This window comes from Pseudonocardia sp. TMWB2A (genome assembly GCF_017312135.1).
Map to the genome: position 1 here is coordinate 1 of NZ_QKQY01000004.1, position 19,622 is coordinate 19,622.

General features: G+C 73.1%; 16 protein-coding genes and 1 pseudogene. All 17 read left to right on the top strand.

The window, feature by feature from the left end; all coding sequences use genetic code 11:
- On the top strand, positions 1-212 hold a 212-nt coding region (locus DMP17_RS45085; protein WP_337832822.1), incomplete at its 5' end, for a hypothetical protein.
- A gap of 873 nt (positions 213-1,085) precedes the next feature.
- Entirely contained in the window at positions 1,086-1,340 is a 255-nt protein-coding gene (locus DMP17_RS45090; protein WP_337832823.1) for a hypothetical protein, read from the top strand.
- 23 nt (positions 1,341-1,363) lie between these two features.
- Positions 1,364-2,710 (top strand): MinD/ParA family ATP-binding protein, encoded by a 1,347-nt coding sequence (locus DMP17_RS45095; protein ID WP_337832824.1) that lies wholly within the window; start codon positions 1,364-1,366, stop codon positions 2,708-2,710.
- On the top strand, positions 2,707-4,056 hold the full coding sequence (locus DMP17_RS45100) for a glycoside hydrolase family 16 protein (protein WP_337832825.1): 1,350 nt from the start codon (positions 2,707-2,709) through the stop codon (positions 4,054-4,056). The genes DMP17_RS45095 and DMP17_RS45100 overlap by 4 nt, the downstream gene beginning before the upstream one ends.
- Before the next feature lie 55 nt (positions 4,057-4,111).
- Positions 4,112-6,604, top strand: a complete 2,493-nt coding sequence (locus tag DMP17_RS46620) for a transglycosylase family protein (RefSeq protein WP_443218001.1) — start codon at positions 4,112-4,114, stop codon at positions 6,602-6,604.
- A gap of 3 nt (positions 6,605-6,607) precedes the next feature.
- Positions 6,608-7,570, top strand: a complete 963-nt coding sequence (locus DMP17_RS45110) for a trypsin-like serine peptidase (RefSeq protein ID WP_337832826.1) — start codon at positions 6,608-6,610, stop codon at positions 7,568-7,570.
- Positions 7,570-8,634, top strand: a complete 1,065-nt coding sequence (locus DMP17_RS45115; protein ID WP_337832827.1) for a hypothetical protein — start codon at positions 7,570-7,572, stop codon at positions 8,632-8,634. Before DMP17_RS45110 ends, DMP17_RS45115 begins: the two co-directional genes overlap by 1 nt.
- Before the next feature lie 125 nt (positions 8,635-8,759).
- Entirely contained in the window at positions 8,760-9,083 is a 324-nt protein-coding gene (locus tag DMP17_RS45120; protein ID WP_337832828.1) for a hypothetical protein, read from the top strand.
- A complete protein-coding gene (locus DMP17_RS45125; protein ID WP_337832829.1) occupies positions 9,083-9,949 on the top strand; it encodes a hypothetical protein in 867 nt (288 codons plus the stop codon). The genes DMP17_RS45120 and DMP17_RS45125 overlap by 1 nt, the downstream gene beginning before the upstream one ends.
- Complete coding sequence (locus tag DMP17_RS45130) at positions 9,946-11,655, top strand: hypothetical protein (RefSeq protein ID WP_337832830.1); 1,710 nt, start codon at positions 9,946-9,948, stop codon at positions 11,653-11,655. Before DMP17_RS45125 ends, DMP17_RS45130 begins: the two co-directional genes overlap by 4 nt.
- A 77-nt stretch (positions 11,656-11,732) precedes the next feature.
- A pseudogene (locus tag DMP17_RS45135) lies at positions 11,733-12,275 on the top strand (SCO6880 family protein); the annotation flags it as partial.
- A gap of 97 nt (positions 12,276-12,372) precedes the next feature.
- Positions 12,373-13,185, top strand: coding sequence for an SCO6880 family protein (locus tag DMP17_RS45140; RefSeq protein WP_337832831.1), 813 nt, complete (start codon positions 12,373-12,375; stop codon positions 13,183-13,185).
- Positions 13,182-14,960, top strand: a complete 1,779-nt coding sequence (locus tag DMP17_RS45145; RefSeq protein WP_337832832.1) for an ATP-binding protein — start codon at positions 13,182-13,184, stop codon at positions 14,958-14,960. Before DMP17_RS45140 ends, DMP17_RS45145 begins: the two co-directional genes overlap by 4 nt.
- 7 nt (positions 14,961-14,967) lie before the next feature.
- Entirely contained in the window at positions 14,968-16,134 is a 1,167-nt protein-coding gene (locus DMP17_RS45150) for a C40 family peptidase (protein ID WP_337832833.1), read from the top strand.
- A gap of 49 nt (positions 16,135-16,183) precedes the next feature.
- Positions 16,184-17,305 carry an alkaline phosphatase PhoX gene (locus DMP17_RS45155; protein WP_337832834.1) on the top strand — a complete coding sequence of 374 codons (1,122 nt, stop codon included), beginning with the start codon at positions 16,184-16,186 and terminating at the stop codon, positions 17,303-17,305.
- Positions 17,239-17,640 carry an alkaline phosphatase PhoX gene (locus DMP17_RS45160; RefSeq protein ID WP_337832835.1) on the top strand — a complete coding sequence of 134 codons (402 nt, stop codon included), beginning with the start codon at positions 17,239-17,241 and terminating at the stop codon, positions 17,638-17,640. Before DMP17_RS45155 ends, DMP17_RS45160 begins: the two co-directional genes overlap by 67 nt.
- Positions 17,641-17,699: 59 nt before the next feature.
- Complete coding sequence (locus tag DMP17_RS45165) at positions 17,700-19,553, top strand: type IV secretory system conjugative DNA transfer family protein (RefSeq protein WP_337832836.1); 1,854 nt, start codon at positions 17,700-17,702, stop codon at positions 19,551-19,553.
- Positions 19,554-19,622 lie beyond the last annotated feature (69 nt).

A 19,622-nucleotide genomic window follows, 5' to 3' on the forward strand; every position in this document is an offset into this window, starting at 1 on the left:
CCGAGGCGCGGAGTGCCGCTGATGGATCGGGCGACGGTAGCCGGGCCGACAGGCCGCAGGAAGCCGAGGGCCCGGCCTTCACGTCGGCGCGCCTCCTTGGCCCCGGCAGCCACCCCGGCGGGAACCCGCTGAGTGACCTCGAATCTGCAGGTCAGAACACGTTGACATCCCGAAACGACGACAGGATAGTTGCCGCTGTTGATTTCTCCTAGGAGAAACAACACAGAACGTTCAGCTACCAGGCTAAGGAGGTGTGCCGTGACGGCTCATCTGATCGCGGTGCTGCACACCGGCCCATCCCGGCCCCGCGGGACGTGGTGTGATGCCGAAGGCACGGACATCTCGGACCGGTCCTCAGTGGCGAACTGCTCCTGGGCTCGGTGCGACGGCCACCGCCCTCCACGACGCATCGGCGGTCGAAGAGCCCACGGCGGCCCGGCGACCATCTGCACCCGACCCGCAGCGCCGCGAGACGCCTGGTCTGGGCCCGCTCGGCCCTTGGCCCGTGCGAACCGTCGGAGCAAGACGCACCCGCCGACCAGACGGCCGACGTAGCGCACGAGGACGACGCCGCGCCCGCCGCACAGCAGCCGACTACCGCGCAGCAACCGCCCGGCGCGGCCACCGCTGCCGAGGCCGCCCCGGTTGCCCTCACGGACCTCGCGACGCCTCAGCAGACCGCAAAACCCCTCCCCCCCTCGCCCCATCCGGCCCTGAGCAGGTGCGTCCGGAGGAGCCGGAGCTCGCCGCACCGCAGGTGCCTCTCGACAGCGAGCTGCCCTCGCTTCGACGCAGGAACGGCAGCAGGTCCGGGACGGTCGCCCGATACACCCCAGCGCGGGAGTCGTTCTCCCGTTCTGTGCGGTCGTTGGAGCCGATCTCCGAACCCGAGGCCGCGAGCTTCGCCGGCCGCTTTCGCCGCCGACTTCCAGTCGTTCGACGAGGACGTCCCGAGCCGTCGGGCAGAGGTACTGCGGCCTCTGCTCGCTGACCCCCAGGCCTGCACCTGGGGGTGGTCGGGCGCGGGCAGGCAGCGCGCTGACTCACCGCTACCGGGCCGGATCTACCGGCCCAGCGACACGGTGGTGTTCGTCGAGGTGATCGTCCGTGTCACCACGTACGCGCGCGCCTGCCCGCAGCCCGACGAACCGGCGGCGCGCCCCACGGCGGTCGAGTCCGAGCTGACCGGAGTCGTGGGCCCCTCCTGTGCGCCTCCCGACGCCGACCCCAGGTGGGTGGCGGCCGAGGCGAGCTGGGTCCGGATGACGGTCCCGATCACCCGTGACGACGACGGCCACCTGGTCGTCGACCCGCACCTGCGTCCCACCGATTCCTCCTGACCCCCACCAAGAGGTAGCTGCTGATGTCCTCGTCCAACGCCACCAATAACACCCCCGCTGCCCCGTCCTGGCTGGACGCGGGCGCTGGATGGGCCGCTCCGACCACCGGGCACGACGGGGCCCAGGTCCCCGCGACCGAGCCCGAGCCCCCGGCCGCGCCGGCGAGCGCGTCGGCGAACTGGCCGAGCAGCTCGCCATCTCGCCCGGCGGCGCCCGCGCCGGAGCGCTTCCTCGCCGAGCCACCGCTGACGAGGGCCGAACCGGTCGGTCGGTCGGCGTCGTCATCGGCAGCGTCGTCATCGGCCGCCCCGGCGGACCCGCCCCCCGCCCCGGCTCATCGGGACCCGGTTGCCTCGGAGGATCCGCAGGCGTTCCGCCCGGCGTGGGACGAGCAGACCGGGGTGCTGTCGGGAGTGGTCCGCGAGCGGCGGGCCCGTCCTCAGCAGGGATGGCGCCACTTCGCCTACCAGCTGACCGGCGGCCGCTGGAACCCCGGACTGTCCGAGGCCGAGGCCCGGCTGCGCGACCAGCTGCAGAAGATCCGCACCCCGCTGCCCGGCCCGCACAGCGTCGTCGTCGGCTCCATCAAGGGCGGGATCGGCAAGACCACCGTCTCCGCGCTGCTCGGGCTCGCGCTCGCCGAGTATCGCGGGGACCGGGTCATCGCGATGGACGCCAATCCCGACGCCGGCACCCTCGGCGACCGCCTCGTCGGCGAGACCCTGGCTGCGAAGACCACCGTGCGCGACCTGCTCTACGCCCTGGACGAGATCCGCGCCCACACCGACCTGGCCGGTTACACCCATCTCGCCGGGCGCCTGCAGGTCCTCACCAGCGAGCAGGAACCGGAGCTGTCGGAGACGTTCTCCGCGGCCGACTACGAGGCCGCGCTGCGGCTGCTGGCCCGCTACTACAACGCGATCATCACCGACTCCGGAACCGGGATCGTGCACTCGGCGATGCAGGGCAGCCTGCGCCACGCCGACTCCCTGGTCATCGTCGGTGCGCCGACCAACGATGGCGCCTCCCGCGCCGCTCGCACCTTCCGCTGGCTGGCCGCCAACGGATACCGCCACCTCACCGAGGACGCGGTGGTGGTGCTGTCCTATGACCGCCACAGCCCGGACATCGACGACCGCGTCATCCGCGACTTCTTCGCCGAACGCTGCCGCGCGGTGATCGTCCTCCCCCCGGACCCGCACCTCCAGGCCGGCGGAATCATCGACTTCGACGCCCTCACCCCCGCCGCGCGCGACGCCGCGCTCGAGCTCGCCGCGACCGTCGCCGAGGGCTTCCAGGGCCGGCGCACCCACGGGCTGGCCAGCCACGGGTTCCGCACCCCGCCGACTGACCCCGGTGGTCCCCGGTGATCAGTCCCCAGCTGGTCGTGGGCGCCGCGCTGGCGCTCACCACCACCCTGACCGCGTCCGGGCTCGTCCCGGCCGCCGCCCCCGAGGGCGGGGTCGAGTGCGGGTGGCGGATCACCGCGGTGCACGTGCTCGCCGAGCTCACCGGCGACACCTCCGCGCGGGCGGAGAAGCTGCGCCGGGCCCTGCTCGATGTCGGCGCGAACAAGCCCGGCTTCATCCCGGCCCAGTGCTACGAGCCCGGCTCCGGCAACTCCAGCGGGTCCGGGTCCGGTGGGTCCGGCAACGATTCCAGCGACACCGGTACGGCCCCGAGCACAGGCAACGGCTCGGGCAGCAACGACTCCGGTGGCAACGGCTCCGGTGGCAACGGCTCCGGTGGCAACGGCTCCGGTGGCAACGGGTCGGGAGGCGACGGCTCCGCAGGCAACGGCGCCGACGCGGGGAACAGCTCCGGCGGCGGGACGGCCTCGGGCGGCGGAGCTGCCAGCAAGTGCAAGACCACCGCGGCGGAGACGCTCGGCTGGGGCGAGCCGAAGGTGGCTGATGAGTTCGAGGGCACCTCGATCTCCGGGGACTGGAACGCCTACGACGGGCCCGGCCACGGCGGCAACGGCCGCCGGACCCCGGACGCGATCAGCGTCGCCGACGGGCAGCTGACCATCACCGGCTCGGAGAACGGCGACGCAGGCGGGATGGCCTGGTCGCCCCACAGCCAGCAGTACGGGCGCTGGGAGGGCTGCGCCCAGTCCCCGCCCGGGGCCGGGTCGCTGCACACCCTGTTCCTGCTCTGGCCGACCGCGGAGAACTGGCCCGAGGGCGGCGAGGTCGACTTCATGGAGATCTCCGACGGGACCCGGCAGAAGGTCGAGGGGTTCCTGCACTACGGCTCGGACAACTCCCAGACCCAGGGCTCGGTCGAGATCGACGCCACCGAGTGGCACGCCTTCGCCGTGGAGTGGACCCCGGACAAGATCACCTACCTCGTCGACGGCAAGCCGTGGTTCACCGACGACGACAAGTCCCACAACCCGCCCGGGCCGATGCACCTGACCATCCAGCTCGACTACTTCGGCGGTGACGCCTCAGGCGGGGCGGCGATGCACGTCGACTGGGTCCGCCAGTACGAGCTCACCGGCGGCGGAGCCTCGGCCGGGGTCGACGTCTCGGCCGGGCAGGACGGCGTCGACGCCGGCGCCGACGTCTCCCTCGGCGGCGGTGACGGCGACTCCACCGGTCAGAGCAGCGACGACCGCAGCGGCGGCGACAGCGACCGCGGTGGCGATGGCGGTGGCGGTGGCGGTGGCGAACGCGGTGACTCCGGTGGCGGGTCCCGCGGAGGCGACTGACCGACCGACCTGCTCGTGAGACAGCCCCCGGATCACCTGACAGAGGACCTGTGACATGCCCTGGAACCGCACGCCGCGCCCCTCGTGGGCCCAGCACCTTCCCCCGTCCTCGCGCGGTCCTGCCGCGCGCCGCGCCGCGGTCGCGGTGCTGACCGCCGGAGCGCTGGTCGGGGTGACCGCGTTCTCGCTGAGCCCGCTACCCGCCCAGCTCGGCCTGACCGCGGTCGGCTGCAACGAGGGCAAGGCCGTGCGCCAGCTCGAGGCCGCCCGCGAGACCCGCACCCAGACCCGGGCGTTGCTGGCCGATCTCGCCGTCAGCGACGACACCAGGGCTCAGGGGCTGGCCCGCGAGATCGCCGGGCTCGGTTTCACCCCCGCGACCCAGCCGCCCGGGTGGCGGCAGAAGGCCGTGGACGTCTCCGACCAGCTCAACACCCTCGACGCCGCCGATCCGCACCTGCAGCAGGTCGCGGCGAAGCTGGCCCGCGCCGGGTTCGGGCCGACCCCTGCCGACCTGCTGCCCAAGGACCCGCCGCCGCCCTCTCCGGGCCCGGTCGCCGAGCTGGGCGAGTCCCTCGGCAACGCCGCGGACAGCGCCGTCGGTGCGGTCACCTCCGCCGGTGAGGCGGTCACCGAGATCGGGAAACCCAAACCCACGCCCAGCAGCGCCGGGTCCGCCGGCCGACCTGCCGCCTCGAACCCCAAGCGCCAGGCCGAGCCCGCGCTGCCCCAGACCTGCATCGACCACGCCGGTGCCACCGCAGCCCCCGCCCCGGCACCGAAGCCCGCTGCGCCGGCGCCGAAGCCCGCTGCGGCCGCACCCGCCGCCCCAGCCCCAGCTGCGGCACCGGCGGCGCCCGCAGCGACACGGGACCCCGAGCCGGGCGAGGACTCGGCCTCGGATGCGACACCGGGCAGCGAGGACACCAGCAGCCCGAGCACCGGCGAGACCGGCTCGGACAGCCCCGCCGACGACGGCGACGCCGCCGAGCAGCCCGACACCGGCGCGCCGAGCACCGCCGACGAGACCGACACCGACTCCTCGGAACCCAGCTCTCCCGGGCCGGACACCTCCGGCTCCGCCGACTCCGGTAGCTCGGACTCCGGGCCGTCGGACAACGACACCAGCACCGACGACCCGGACGACACCGCGATCGACAGCAGCACAGGCCCCGGTGCCGATTCCGGGTCCGGCTCGGACAGCTCGACGACCACGGACACCTCGCCGGGCAGCTCGGACAGTACGTCGGGTCCCGGCGATTCCGCCAGCTCGTCCGGGGGCGGTTCGGGCCAGGACCTGGAGAAGGCGCGGATCGCGTTGCAGCTGGTCGGTGAGCTGATGCAGGCTCTGGGTGCCAGCTCGGACGCCGATGCCGGCCAGGTCCGCGACTCCGTGCTCGGGGTTCTGGACCGTGAGCAGCTGGAGAAGCTCGGGGCTGACCCCGCGGACCTGGCCAAGCTCGACCAGCTCGACGACCTCGGTTCCGGGGACTCCCCCGCCTCATCGGGCTCCGGGTCGAGCGACACCGGCACGGACAGCACCGGTTCCGACAGCACCGGCACGGCCGATTCCGACGGCGCCGGTTCGGGATCCTCGGATACCGACTCGTCGACGAGCTCGGGCTCGGGTGACACGCCGACGATGTCGTCGTCGGGCGGTGGTGAGTCGTCGTCGACGACCGAGCAGGCCAGTGCCGGTGGCGCAGGTGATGCGTGGGAGGCCGGGGCGGAGAAGCTGGCCGAGCAGGTGCGCGACGCCGCCGACGCCGACCCGTTGGCCGAGCAGCTCGCCGAGAAGCTCGACGCCGCAGGCATCGGCTCCAGCACCGACAGCGGCTCCGACTCCAGCACTGGCTCCGGCACTGGCACTGGGTCGGAAGCCGGCTCGGGCTCGACGCAGCCCGATGAGCAGGCGACGGACGGCACGGGGCAGGGCGAGACCGGCAGCTCCGAGCAGCCCTCCACTGGGAACGGCGACGCCGACACCGGTGCAGCGGCCGGGTCGGGCACCGGTTCCGGCAGCGACGCGGCGGGCGGCGACGTGCAGAGCCCGCAGGCCGGGGACCCGATCTCGCGGCCCGGCGCGGACCAGAACGGGCAGGGCCAGACCGGGGCGGGGCAGGCCGACCAGCCCAGTGACCAGCAGGGCGACAGTGCCGGAGAGGCCGGGCAGACCGGCTCCGACGAGCAGGGAAGCTCCGACGGGCAGAGCGCCTCGGATGCGCAGGGCGGCTCGGCCGAGGACGGGGAGCAGCCCCGGGACCCGGAGGGATCCGAACCCGCACCGGCGGCCGGTGACAGCGCGCAGGCCGCGACCTGGGACCGGCTCGCCCAGTGCGAGTCCGGCGGGGACTGGGCGATCGACACCGGCAACGGCTACTCCGGCGGCCTCCAGTTCGACCAGGCCACCTGGGCGGCCTACGGCGGCACCGGCTCGGCCCACGAGGCCAGCCGCGAGGAGCAGATCGCGGTCGCGGAGAAGGTCCGCGCCGACCGCGACGGCTACTCGGCATGGCCGGCGTGCTCGAAGAAGCTGGGTCTGGCCTGAGCGATGAGCAACCGCTGCTGGCGCACGACGTCGACGACCACGGTCCTCACCACGGTGATGACCGCGGCGTTGGCGCTGGCGCTGTGGACCTCCGAGGCCCCGCAGGGCGCTCGGGTGGTGGGACTCGGGTCGGCCGCACCGTGGGGGTCGGCCGACCCGAGGGCCCCAACCGCACCCCTGGCGCCGCCGCCGGTGCAGGGCCAGGCCGGGCCGGTCGTCGGCGGCCTGTCGGCGACTTCGGTCGGGGTGCTGGTCGTCGACGGTGGCCGCCACCAGTGCTCGGCGGCGGTGGTCGCCTCGCGGTCGCGGCGGGTGCTGGCCACCGCGGCGCACTGCGTGTGGCTCGACGGCGGCTGGCGGGTCGACGGGGCGTTCTTCATCCCCGGCTACGCCGCGGGTGAGGAACCGCTGGGCCGGTGGACGGTCGATACCGCCTACGTGCCACCGGCCTGGCAACAGATCAACTCCCCCATCAACGACGTCGCCGCCGACACCGACTTCGCGTTCGTGACGCTGCTGCCCCGCGGCGGGATCCTGCCCGAGCAGGTCCTCGGCGCGCAGGGCATCCGCTTCTCCACCCCCGACCGGCTCCCGGTCGCCGCGCTGGGCTACCCGGCCACCGGCGTCTACGACGGGCAGTCGTTGCGTGGCTGCGACGGCCCCGCCGCGGTCGAGACCTTCACCCGGCCGGACCGCGACGGCGGGCAGGTGCTGGCGATGACCTGCGACATGACCGAGGGCGCCTCGGGCGGGCCGTGGCTGGCCGGCCCGGACGCCGCGGCCGGGCGCGGGCAGGTCGTCGGGGTCGTGTCCGGCGGCGATGCCACCCAGCTCGTCTCACCCCGATTCGGCGCCGCGGCCCGCGAGATCTACGAGGCCGCCGACTCCGCCGCCCTGATCCCCGACCAGCCCACCACCCCCGACCCCGCGCTCGCCCGGACCGCCCCTCGAGGAGGGACCAGCTGATGACCTCACCCCGGAACGCGGCCGACTCGCACCACCGCTGGGCAGAGCCGGGCGCATCGCCGCCGCGCAGCCCCTACGAGCTCAACCAGCGCCTCGGCGCCGCCGCGCGAACCCACGCCCCGGGCGGGCTGGGCGTGGTCGACACCGAGACCATCGTCGACACCACCTCCGCCGCAGCCGCCGCCGACCAGGGCCACGGTCCGGACCCGGTCGAGGTCGCCGAGCAGCTCGGCGCGGCCACCGACGCCGCGCAGGACCGCACCCGCACGGTGTTCCCCGAGTCCCGCCCGGTGTCCTGGGCGGCGTTCGGGCCGCTGATCCCGGTGCTCGCCGGGTCCGCGGGCGCCGGCGCCTCGTGTGTCGCGGCCGCGATCGTGGACGCGCTGCAGCAGGACCAGCGGTGCGCGCTGCTGATTGACGCCGACGACCCGGCCCGCTCCGGGCTCGCCGGTGCCTCCTCGGTGGACGGCCCCTGGACCCGGCAGGTCAACGACCACCTCACCGTGCGCTACAGCTGGCGCGAGGAGGCGCTGCTGGCCCGGCTGGAGACCCGCGACCCCGCAGCGCTGCCGACCATCACCCCCGGGATGGTGCCCCCACCCCCGGACTGGCTGCCCGACCCCGCACCGGACCCGCTGCACGCCACCGTCGTCGACCTCGGTCACGGCGGCTGGCGGGCCGCCGCGACCCCGATCTACGGCGCCGGGGGCTGGCTACGCCGCGGACTGCCGACCCAGCGCCCGATCCTGGTGGTCCGCGCGACCCGCCCGTCTCTGCGCCAGACCGAGCAGCTTCTCGCCCGCCTGGACCCCTGGGTGCAGCGCGGGCTGGCCACCCCGATCTACCAGCTCGTGGTCAACGGGGCCCGCAAGTGGCCCGCCGGGGTCGCCGGCGCGGCCGGGCCCCGGGTCGCGGCCCTGCTCGACGAGGCCCTGTTCGTGCCGCACATCCCGGCCTGGGAGCTCGGCGGGGTCACCGACGAACCCAGCCCCCCGAAGGCGGTGGAGGCGCTGCGCCCGCTACTCGCCTCCTGGCGGCTCATCCCCTCGCCGAGGCGCCGCTGACCAGCCGACCGGTCCGCCCCGCTGCGTCCGGCGCCCCCACACCGGCACCAGCCCGCCTTCGCCCCGGAACTTCTTTGAGCCCCAACCCACATCGTCCACCCCACCCCTCCTGCGGAGCGCACGCCATGTCTGTCATCCACGTGATCAGCGAATCGCTGACCCAGATCCATCTGTTGCCGACACAGGACCTCCCCGAGCCGAGCCCGATCGAGCCTCCCGGCGCCGGCGGGGCCATCCGCGACATCGTCGGCTACATCCAGTGGATCGCCGGGGTCTGCATCGTCGGACTGTTCTTCGGCGGGATCATCGCCTCGACCGCGGGCCGGCTCTGGGACCACCACGGATCCGGCCGTCTCGGGGCCCGCCTGATCGTCGGCGCTCTCGCCCTGGCCGTGCTCTACGGGATCGGCTACGGCGTGATCAACCAATTCGCACAGACGAGCGCCTGATGGCCCGCCTGATGAACCCTGACGGCCGGCAGATGTACTCGCGTCCCGGGCGCCCGAGTCCGGGCGAGCGAGCGCGCGCGATGCTCATCCTCGGTGGGGTCGGGGTACTCCTGCTCGGACTGATCATCGCGGTGATCATGTCCTTGACCGGCATGTTCGCCGGATCCGAGACCACCGGCACTCGGCCGCCTGCGGACCCGGTGCTGTCCTCCCCGGGGCTCGGTCCGTCCGCTGGGAGCGGCCCGCAGGCCGAAGCGGCACTGGCACAGGCGCCGATGCTGCAGCTACCGGTCAGCGCCGTGTCACCGCGAACGCTGAGCACCCGCGGCGCGGGACCACCGATCGCGCTTCCGCAGCCCGAGCAGATCACCGGCGCTCTCGTGCCGACCGGGTTCCCAGCCACCGAGGCGGGCGCGCTGGCCCAGCTCGTGGAGCTGATGAAGGTCGGGATGGCCGATGCCGACCCCCAGACCTGGGCGCGCGCCTACGACTCGCTGGCCGAGCCCGGCGCGCTACCGGCCGCGCAGACCCGGACCAGCCAGGACCTCGTCGACCTGCGCCGCGGCTCCAACATGAACCCGACCGGCCCGCTGCGGTCCGGGATGCGCATCTCGTGGGCGCCGACCAGCGTGATGGTCAAGGGCACCACCGACGACGGCACCTACACCGTGGCCTGCGCGCTCGGCGAGCTCGTCGCCGACAACGACGGCCGGGTCGTGACCTTCGGGTGGGGCAACTGCCTGCCGATGCGGCGGGTCGGTGACCAGTGGCGCATCGCCTCGGGCCCGCCTGCGGCCACCGCGCCCTCGGCCTGGCCGGGCAGCGAGGAGGCGGTCTCGGCCGGCTGGCGGGCCATCACACGATGACCGCGCTCCTGCTGCCGCTCCAACCGGCACCGCCGCCCGATGGCGGGGGTGGGCCGTCCGGGCCGAGCCTGGGCGACTACATCTCCAACCCCATCGGGTCGGCGGCGCAGTCCGCGTTCGACACCGCCATGCAGAACGTGTGGAACGCCGGGATCTGGCTGCTCAAGGCCGGGTTCACCCTGGCCGACCAGGTGTCCACGGTCGAGCTGGACAGCGTCACCGGCCAGAGCCAGGGGGCGTCGTCGCTGTGGTCGTCGCTGATGGGCGTGGCCGGGATGATCGCGCTGGGCCTGTTCTTCTTCCAGCTGATCTCGGTCGCGCTGCGCGGCGGGCGGGGCATGTTCCGCGCGTTCACCGGGCCGCTGCAGTTCGGTCTGGCGATCGCGCTGACCACCGGCGTCGTCGTGGCCCTGCTGCAGACCTCCGACGGGCTGACCGAGTTCTTCCTGTCCCGTCTCGACGGTGCCACTTCCTTCGACCAGGCGCTGGCCAACGACACCGTCGCCGCCCGGATCGGGGAGAACCCCGACCTGGGCGAGGTCGAGGACAGTGCCCGCTCGATGATCCTCGGGCTCGCCGCACTGTTCGGGATCATCCCGGCCGGGATCGGCTTCGCCCTGCAGATGATCTTCCGGCAGGCCGCGATCCTGGTGCTGGTCGCCACCATCCCGATGCTGGCGGCAATGCTCGTCGCCGACTCCACCGCGCCGTCGTTCTGGCGCGGCGTGCGCTGGCTGCTCGCCGCGATCCTCATGAAGCCCGCACTGGCGCTGGTGCTGCTGATCGGTGTGTCGGTGATGGCCCGGGCCGAGGGCGTCGCCGGGCTCCTGGCCGGGACCGCGGTGCTGCTGGTCAGCCTGTTCTGCCCGATGGTGCTCTTCCGGTTGCTGGCCTTCGTCGACCCCGGCGCCGGCGCGGGGATGGCGCTGCGCTCCGGCGGCGGTTCCCGCGGCTCGTCCGCACCGGGTGCGGACGGCGGCACGAGTGAGTCGATCAACGTCGCCCGCATGGCGCGCTCGGGCAGCGGTGGTGGGGGCGGTCCGTCGGCCGGGGGCGGTGGCGAGTTGGGCGGCTCCACCGCGGCCTCCCCGACCGCCGGGTCCACCGCGGCCGCCGGACGCGCCGGCGGCGCCGGTGCGGGCGCTGCCGGTGGCGGCGCGGGTAGCGGCGCGGCGGCGGGCGGTGCTGCTGCCGGGCTGGGCGCGGTCGGTGGTGTCGCGGCCGCGGCGGTCGTCGGCGGCTACATGGCCACCAAGGCCGCCGGGCAGGCCGCCGGGGGCTACGCCTCCTCCCAGATGGCGCAGGCCGGCGTCGGGCACCCCGGCCCCGCGCCCGCCGCCGGTGGTGGAGACGTCAGCTCGGCGGCCGGCGGCGCCTACGCGGGGGCGACAGCCACCTCGGGCTGGTCCGGCCAGCCCGCGGGGGGCGACAACGGGCCGATCGAGCCCGGTGGCGCCCCGGCAGGTGGCTCGGAGCCTGGGCCCGCCCCGCCCAGCGTCGACGCCGGGCCGCCCGAAGCGGGGCGCCCCGACTCGGGCCCCTCGACCCCGCCCCACCCTTATGAGGCCCCTCCGGTGAACACCGGCTCGGACGGGCCCTCCACGACGCCGGAACCGACTGACACCAGCACGACCGCATGGGCTCCCGCGCCGCCCCGCCCCGCCCCTGACCGTGCTGCCCCCGATCGAGAGGACCGCGACCGATGAGCACCGCCACCGGGCCTGTCGGCCCGCGCGTGTACCGCGGGCTGAACCTCAAAGAAGGGATGGGCTGGATCGCCGGGATGACCCCGGTCCAAGCATTCCTGGTCGCCGCCGCGTGCACCCCGGCCCTGATCGCGATGTCGCGCAACCAGTGGTCCACCGCGTTCAGCTGGGGCGTGTTCGCTGCCGTGCTGGTCGTGCTGATCGTCGTACCCGTCCACGGCCGCCCCGCGTTCCGCTGGCTGGCCGACCTGATCATGTTCCAGACAGGAGTGCTGATGCGCTGGTCACCCTGGCAATCACGCGCCGCGGCCGGGCTGGCCGGTGACCGCAGCGAGCCCGACCTGCCCGGCGTGCTGTCGCGCCTGGAGTTCCCCGACGGCCCGGAGTTCCACGGCTCGCGGATCTGCCTGATCCACGACACCGACCAGGGACGCTGGGGTGCCACCGCTCGCCTGACCCACTCCGGTGTCGGGATGCTGTCCGACGACGAGTGCGCCGAGCTCGCCCGCCGCCTCGGCTCGATGCTCGTCGGACTCGGGCACCGCGAGGTCGTGGACCGCATCTCGCTGCTCGTGCGCACCGTTCCCGACGACGGCACCGAGTACGCGGTCTGGCGCGAGCGCCACCAGCGCGCCGACGCCCCCACCCTGGCCCGGCAGGTGACCACCGAGATCGACCGCGACGTCGCCTCGGTCAGCGTGCGGACCGAGCTGTTTCGTGACCGTGTCGGGCACCGAGGACGCGCTGCGCCGTCCGGCCAAGGCCGCCGGCGGCGGTGTCGCGGGCCGCGCGTACGCGCTCTACCGCGTCCTGGAAGCCGTCGCCGACGGTCTGCGCGGGTTGGGCGTGCAGTCGGTGACCTGGCTGACCTCCACCGGGGTCGCCGAGGCCATCAAGACCGGCTTCAACCCCGCTACCGCCGCCTCCCTGCAGTACCAGCACCTCATGCGGCCCGACCCGGACGGCTCGGTGGGGCTACCGATATCCCAAGCCGGCCCCGCCCTCGCTCCCGCTCCGGCCGCCCGGGCCTATCACCACGACGGGTTCTCCTCGGTCTCCTACGCGGTGCAGCCCCCGGAATGCGGGACGATCTTCGGGTCGCTCGGCCCGCTGCTCGCGGTCCGCACCGCAGGAGAGCGCCGCACCTTGGCGATCCACTACGAGATCCTGTCCCCGGCCGCCGCCGCCCGGGAGGTGCGCTCCCAGCGGTTCCGCAACAACGTCCTGGTCGACGCCAAGGCCCAGCGCGGGTTCAACACCACCGCTGTCGACACCCGCCGCCAGACCGGCGCCCGTGAGCAGGAGGCCGCCGTCGCCGCCGGGCACGCTCTGGTCCGCTTCACCGCGGCCTCCTCGCTCACGGTGCCCACCGAGTGGAACCTCGAGGACCACGCCGCCCGTCTGGAGAACGACTCCTCGGGCCGGTTCCGGCTGCTGCGCCTGGAACTGGCCCAGGACTCCGCGTTCGTCGCCGCGGCCCTCCCGGTCGGGATCGGGCTGCCCCGTCTGACCAGGGCGTTCGACTCATGAGCATCTTCGGTAAGCGCCGCCACGTACAGCCGCGCACCACCAGCGAACTGCTGAGCCAGTTCACCGACCTCGACGGCATCCCCGTCTCCGCACCCGCCGACTCCATCAGTACGGACGAGGAGCGCGCCAACGGCCGGCGAGGCGGCCGGCGTCGGGTCAACCAGGCCACCGCCCCCCGCCAGGGCCACCGTGAACCGGGCCGCGGATGGGCCGCGGTCGACGCGGCCCGCCGGGCCCCGGTCTACCGGGCCACCACCGCCGAGGTCGGCGGCCTGTTCCCGCTGCTGGCCTCCAACGGCGTCCCGGCCATCGGCGCCCGGCTGGGCTACGACACCCAGTCCGGGGGCGCCTTCTACGTCCACCCCACTGAGTGGGTGCTGCGCCAGATGGTCACCAACCCGAACCTGGTGGTGTTCGGCGAACCGGGCCGCGGCAAGTCCTCCACCGTGGTCGCTTTGATGCTGCGGATGATGCTCTTCGGCGTCCGCTCGCTGATCTCCGGTGATGTGAAGGGCGAGTACACCCCGCTGCTGCGCTCGCTCGGGATCACCCCGATCGCGCTCGGCCGCGGTAGCCACCACCGCCTCAACGCCCTGGACCTCGGACCCATCCGATCGAGGTGGGGCACCTGGAGCACCGAGCGACAGCGCGAGGAACTCACCGGCATCCTGGCGCGCTGGACAAGGCTGCTGACCGCGCTGGCCGAGGCCCAGGGCTACGACCCGACCGTCACCGACGAGCACGTCCTCTCGACGGTGCTCAACCGGCTCGTCGGCGCCGAGCACGGCGCGGACGAGCTGCGCCCGATCACCATCCCCGACGTCGTCGACCAGCTCGCCCACCCCGACGACGACCTGTGGCAGGCCACCCGCTTCGCCTCCCACCGCCAGTTCCTCGACCACACCCGCCAGATCACCGACGCTCTGTCCAACCTCGTCGTCGGCCCGCTGTCGGGATTGTTCGACGAGCCGACGAACTTCGACCTCGACTGGGACGCCCCTGTCCAGTCGATGGACCTCTCCCTGCTGCGCAGCAGAGGCGATCAGGCGATCGCGGTCGCTCTGACCTGCCTCGGCTCCTGGTCCTCGATGATCACCGACCTGCAGGACGACGGCGACGTGCGCATCGTCGTTCGCGACGAGGTCTGGCGGCAGATGCGACTCGGGCTGCGCGCGGTCCAGGCCGTCGACTCCGACCTGCGGCTGTCCCGCGCCGAACGCAAGATCCAGCTCCTGGTGATGCACAAGCCCTCCGACCTGCTCTCCGTCGGCGCCGCCGGCTCCCAGGAGGTCTCCATCGCCAAGGACCTGCTCGCGCTGTGCTCGACCCGGATCCTGCTCGGCCAGTCCACCCGGGTCGGCGACGAGCTCGCCGACGAACTCGGCCTGTCCGAGCGTGAACAGGCCGTGCTCACCGGCTGGGCGATGGAAGGCCAGGGCCGTGCGCTGTGGAAGCTGGAGAACCGCCCCGGCATGAAGATCCAGACAGTCCTCTCCCCCACCGAGCGGGCCATCTTTGACACCAACGCCGGGCTGCGCTCCCGAGACGACCAGCCCCACGCGACAGCGCAGCGCCCCGCGCTCCAGGAACCCGCACCGCCGACCGGCCCCCCAGGCCGCCCACGGCTGGTCTCGGTGAGTGCCTCCACTGCCGCCCCCGGACCCGACGCCGCCGCGCCCGCCACCGTCGATCACCTGGCCGCGGCCGCCAGGATCTCGACCAACGGCACAGCCCACAACGGCCGTGGCTCCGGCGGCGCACCACCGCGACGGTGACCTGACGGTGGACCAGAAGAAGAGCACCATCGCCCTGGCGATCGGCGCGGTCATCCTCGTCTTCGCCGGCGCCGTGCTGACGATGGGCGTGGCCATGCTGACCATCGTCGCCGGGGGCGCGCTCCCCGGCGGGGGCTGCGGCGGCGACGGCGGCCTGGGCGGCGGGTCGCAGACGATCGGCGGCACCGACTGGAACGCCGAGCAGACCGACAACGCCGCCACGATCGTCAACATCGTCGCCCAGCGCGGCCTCCAGCGCCGGGCCGCGGTCATCGCGATCTCCACCGTGATCGTCGAATCGAGACTGGTCAACGTCGGCCACGGCGACCGCGACTCCTTGGGCCTGTACCAGCAGCGGCCCTCGCAGGGCTGGGGCTCACCGGAGCAGGTCCTCAACCCCGACTACGCGACCCGGATCTTCCTGGACCGTCTCATCGCCCTGCCCGGCTGGGCGACCATGCCGCCGGGGACCGCGGCGCAGGCGGTGCAACGCAGCGCGTTCCCCGACCGCTACGCACCCCAGGAAGCACCGGCCGCAGCCCTGGTCGACCGGTTCTGGGTCGGCCCGGACAACCCCGTCCCCGCCGCGCCCGGTGCCGCACCGGACGTGCAGCTGGCCTCGACCGCGTTCGCCTGCCCCGACCAGGGTGGCGCCGGGGTCCCGCTGGCCCCGTCGAACATCGACCCGACCAAGCTCCCGCCCGGGTTCGTACCGCCCACCGACCCGGCACAGCGCGCTGCGGTCACCTACGCCCTGGCCCAGCTCGGCAAGCCCTACATCTGGGGTGCGAAGGGACCGAACGGGTTCGACTGCTCCGGGCTGATGCTCGCCGCCTGGGCCGCCGCCGGCGTCCCGGTCCCCGCCGGGACGGTCAATCAGAAGAACGCCGGCACCCCCGCCAGCCCCGCGACCATCGCCCCCGGGGACCTGGTGTTCATCCCCGGCTCGCTCGGCTCCCCCACCAACCCCCGCCACGTCGGCATGTACGTCGGCAACGGCCTGGTCGTCAACGCCTACGACTCCAGCACGGGGGTCATCCTGCAGCCGCTCTCGGACTGGGCCGACAAGATCACCCACGTCCGCCACATCGCCGGCCCCGCCGGTGCACCGGCCGCGGCGCCCGTCCCCGCTGCCCGCGCTGAAACAGCCCTCGCCGGGGCCGCGGGCTCATGACCGCCGTCCCTCGCCTGACATCACCGGCAGCCGCTTCCCGGGAGGACTCGTGCTGATCAACCGACGGAAGTTCCTACGTAGCTCAGGGCAGGTCGGGCTCGGTGTCGCCGTGTCCGGCCCGGTCCACGGTCTGCTGAGTCGCGCCAGGACCGCGGCACAGCCGGGTGCTGCCGGGTACGGGCCGCTCGTCGACGACCCGAAGGGCATGCTCGCCCTGCCCGAGGGGTTCTCCTACCGGGTGGTCACCCAGGCCGGGAAGACCCGCCTCTACTCCGACCACGCCTCCCCCGGGGTCCACGACGGTGCCGCGGCGTTCGCCGCTCCGGACGGGAACGTGCTCGTGGTGCTCAACCACGAGGTCCGCGGCGGCCCTGACGACGGCGGCGCTGTCCCGCACCTGCGCGGCTACACCTGGCGCGAGGACGCCGGCGGCGGCTGCACCGTCGTCAAGACCACCCCCGACGGCGAGCTCATCTGGGAGACCGTCGCGCTCGCCGGGACCTCCACCAACTGCGCCGGTGGTGTCACCCCCTGGGGTACCTGGCTGACCTGCGAGGAGACCGACAAGGACGGTCACGGCTACGTCTTCGAGGTCGACCCGGTCGACCTGCAGGCCAACCGAGACCCGCAGCCGATCAAAGCCCTCGGCCGATTCGTCCACGAGGCCTGCTGCGTCGACCCCGACACCCTCACCATCTACCTGACCGAGGACACCTCCAACCCCTACGGCACCGTCTACCGCTGGACCCCACCCACCGGGTTCCGCGGCCGCAGTGGCGCGCTCAAGGCCCTCGACGCGGGCGCCGGGGAGCTCGCCGCGATGGCGGCTGCCGACCGGTCCGGCAAGGTCGTCGCCGACCTCGACCAGGCCGACACCGTCGGCACCTCCTACACCGTCACGTGGGTGCCGGTCACCGACCGCGACGCAGCGCGGGGTTCGGTTCGCTCGCTCGACGGGATCACCCGGGCGAAGAAGCTGGAGGGCGCCTGGTGGGCAGACCACGACGGTGCCCCCGGCGCCTACCTGGTGTCCAGCTTCTCCGACTCCCACCGTGGCCAGATCTGGCACTACGACCCCGCCGCCTCGACACCACGGTGTTCGCCGTGGAGGCCGAGGACGAGACCGTCGAGGCACCCGACAACATCGTCGCCGCCCCGTTCGGCGGGCTGATCGTGTCCACCGACGGCGACGGCGACAACCACCTCGCCGGCGTCGCCGATGACGGGACCGCGTTCCCCATCGCCCGCAGCCAGATGGGCTCGGAGTTCACCGGCCCCACCTTCTCCCCCGACGGGACAGTGCTGTTCGCCGGGATCCAGCAGCCCGGCACCCTGTTCGCCATCACCGGCCCCTGGCAGACGGGCGCCGAAGCCGGGCAGAGTACCTCGGCGGAGAAGGGCACGACGCGGGGCGCTCAATCGCAGGGCTTCAAAGCTGGCACCGAATGGGGTTCCACGAGCCGCGATCAGGGCGCGGCCCGCCGTTCTGAACGGGACGCGTCGTGAGGACCCGGTCCGGAGCTCCTCGTCCCTGGGTTCAGGACGTTGCCCTCCCCGTGACGGCTGTGGGGTTCGCGCTGGCTGTCGCCGTCATTGTCGAGCTGGCGGCCGTGGTCACTGGGCTCCTTCTCGGCGCGGCGTTCCCGATGTGGGTTGGGTTCTCCGATGTCGCAGACATCGTCCGGGGCTCTCTCGGTGCTCCGTTGTCTGCCGATGGCACTGCTGGGCGTCTTATGCGGCATTGGACGCTGTTCCTTGTTTGCGCCGCGGTGGCGGCCGTGGTGCTGGTCGCCGTGACCGCCTACGCCGTCCGGTGGGGTGGTCGACGCTTCGCCCCGGCACCGGGCGGCCACGCAAGCGTCGACGAGATCAACGCGGAGCTGTCCGCCACGGCGCTCCGACGGAGCGCGGAACGGACCCGGCCGTCGTTGAGCCCAGGCGAAGTACGGAGCGTCCCGCCGACCGAGCTGGGCTTCCCTTTCTACCGGTACCGCAACAAGCAGCTATACGGATCTTTCGTCAACCTCACGGGCACTCTGGCCCCGACCCAGTCGGGGAAGTCTCGAAAAGACCTGGTGCACAAGGTCCTCGACGCTCCCGGGGCACTGCTGTGCTCGACCACCAAGCTGGACTTGGTGGAGTTCGCCGCGCTGGCCCGCTCTCGTCGCCCCGTGGCTGGTCCTGTCATCGTTCACGACAGCACGGGCCGGCTGCGGTGGCCCGCTCCACTGCGTTGGGCCCTCATCGGTGGGTGCGAAGACCAACAGGAAGCCAATCGACGCGCTTACACCCTGGTCGAAGCCTCAGCGCTGCGGGTGGAGGCCGGCGGCGGTGGTGGTGCTGGCAACGATCGGGTGTTCCGGGAGCGCGCCGTCGTAGTGCTCACCGCCTACCTCGTTGCCGCTGCAGTTTCCGGCTCGTCGGTGGACACCATCCGTGCTTGGGCCACCGAGCCTCCTGAGGCTGACTCAGCGGCGCCGGCAGCGGCGGGTAGGCCAGGGGTCCGGCCCCCTACGGCGGCACCGAGGCGGAGGCTCCCCGCGGATCCGGCACCGGTCACGATTCTCCGCAACGCAGGCCGCGGGGAACTCGCCGCCAACCTGGCTGCGGAGATGGCGCTCGACCCCCGGACCGCGTCGGCGGTGTGGATGTCGGTGCGCCGCGTCGTCGGGGCTTGGACCGATCCCCGGGTCCGGGAGCTGATCAGCCCTGCCCACGGGCACGGTCTGGACGTTCGTCGTTTCATCGCACAGGGCGGGTCGCTCTTCCTGATCGCTGACCAGCAGCAGGCGGCCGAGGCAGTCCCGGTCTTGACAGCTCTGGCGGAGCACTGGCTGCGGACGGCTCAGGAGATGGCTATGGACTTCCCTGCCCGTCGTGTCGACCCGCCTGTGACGGTGGTGTTTGACGAGCTCGCCAACGGCACACCTGTCCCCCGCCTCGCTGAGGTGATCTCCGACGCCGCAGGTCGAGGCGTGATCATCCACTGGTCGGCGCAGTCACTTGCTCAGCTAGAACGTTTGTTCGGCCCGGTGGGCTCTCGGGAGGTTCTGGACAACACCGTCAGTCTGAGTGTGTGGGGCGGAATCAAGGACGATCGCACGCTGCACGCGCTGTCCGACCTCTGCGGCACACACGAGACGTATCGGCGCCAGAGTCACACCGATGGTCTGTTCAGTAGTACGCGCCACTCGCTCAGTAGCGAGACCACCCCGGTCCTTCGTCCCGGCGACATTCGCAAGCTTCCACCGGGTCGCGTGCTGGTCATCCACCGCGGCATGCCGGTGTTCGTCGCCGACGCCGTCGACGTCACGGATCGATCCGACTACTCGGATATCGCCACCGACACAGCCATCCTGCGGGACAGGTCCAGCATTCCGATCGATGCTCGCGGCTACCAGTCGATTCACCCCGCATAGGCGCGCTCGACTGGTATCGGGGGCTGACAGGGTGGAATGCGGCTCGATCATCCTGACGAGATCAATCGT

What these genes read in the sequence shown, in the direction of transcription:
- DMP17_RS45125 (WP_337832829.1), top strand. Translation starts at nt 9,083, where the DNA reads ATGGCCCGCCTGATGAACCCTGACGGCCGGCAGATGTACTCGCGTCCC.
- DMP17_RS45120 (WP_337832828.1), top strand. Translation starts at nt 8,760, where the DNA reads ATGTCTGTCATCCACGTGATCAGCGAATCGCTGACCCAGATCCATCTG.
- DMP17_RS45095 (WP_337832824.1), top strand. Translation starts at nt 1,364, where the DNA reads ATGTCCTCGTCCAACGCCACCAATAACACCCCCGCTGCCCCGTCCTGG.
- DMP17_RS45115 (WP_337832827.1), top strand. Translation starts at nt 7,570, where the DNA reads ATGACCTCACCCCGGAACGCGGCCGACTCGCACCACCGCTGGGCAGAG.
- DMP17_RS45130 (WP_337832830.1), top strand. Translation starts at nt 9,946, where the DNA reads ATGACCGCGCTCCTGCTGCCGCTCCAACCGGCACCGCCGCCCGATGGC.
- DMP17_RS45145 (WP_337832832.1), top strand. Translation starts at nt 13,182, where the DNA reads ATGAGCATCTTCGGTAAGCGCCGCCACGTACAGCCGCGCACCACCAGC.
- DMP17_RS46620 (WP_443218001.1), top strand. Translation starts at nt 4,112, where the DNA reads ATGCCCTGGAACCGCACGCCGCGCCCCTCGTGGGCCCAGCACCTTCCC.
- DMP17_RS45110 (WP_337832826.1), top strand. Translation starts at nt 6,608, where the DNA reads ATGAGCAACCGCTGCTGGCGCACGACGTCGACGACCACGGTCCTCACC.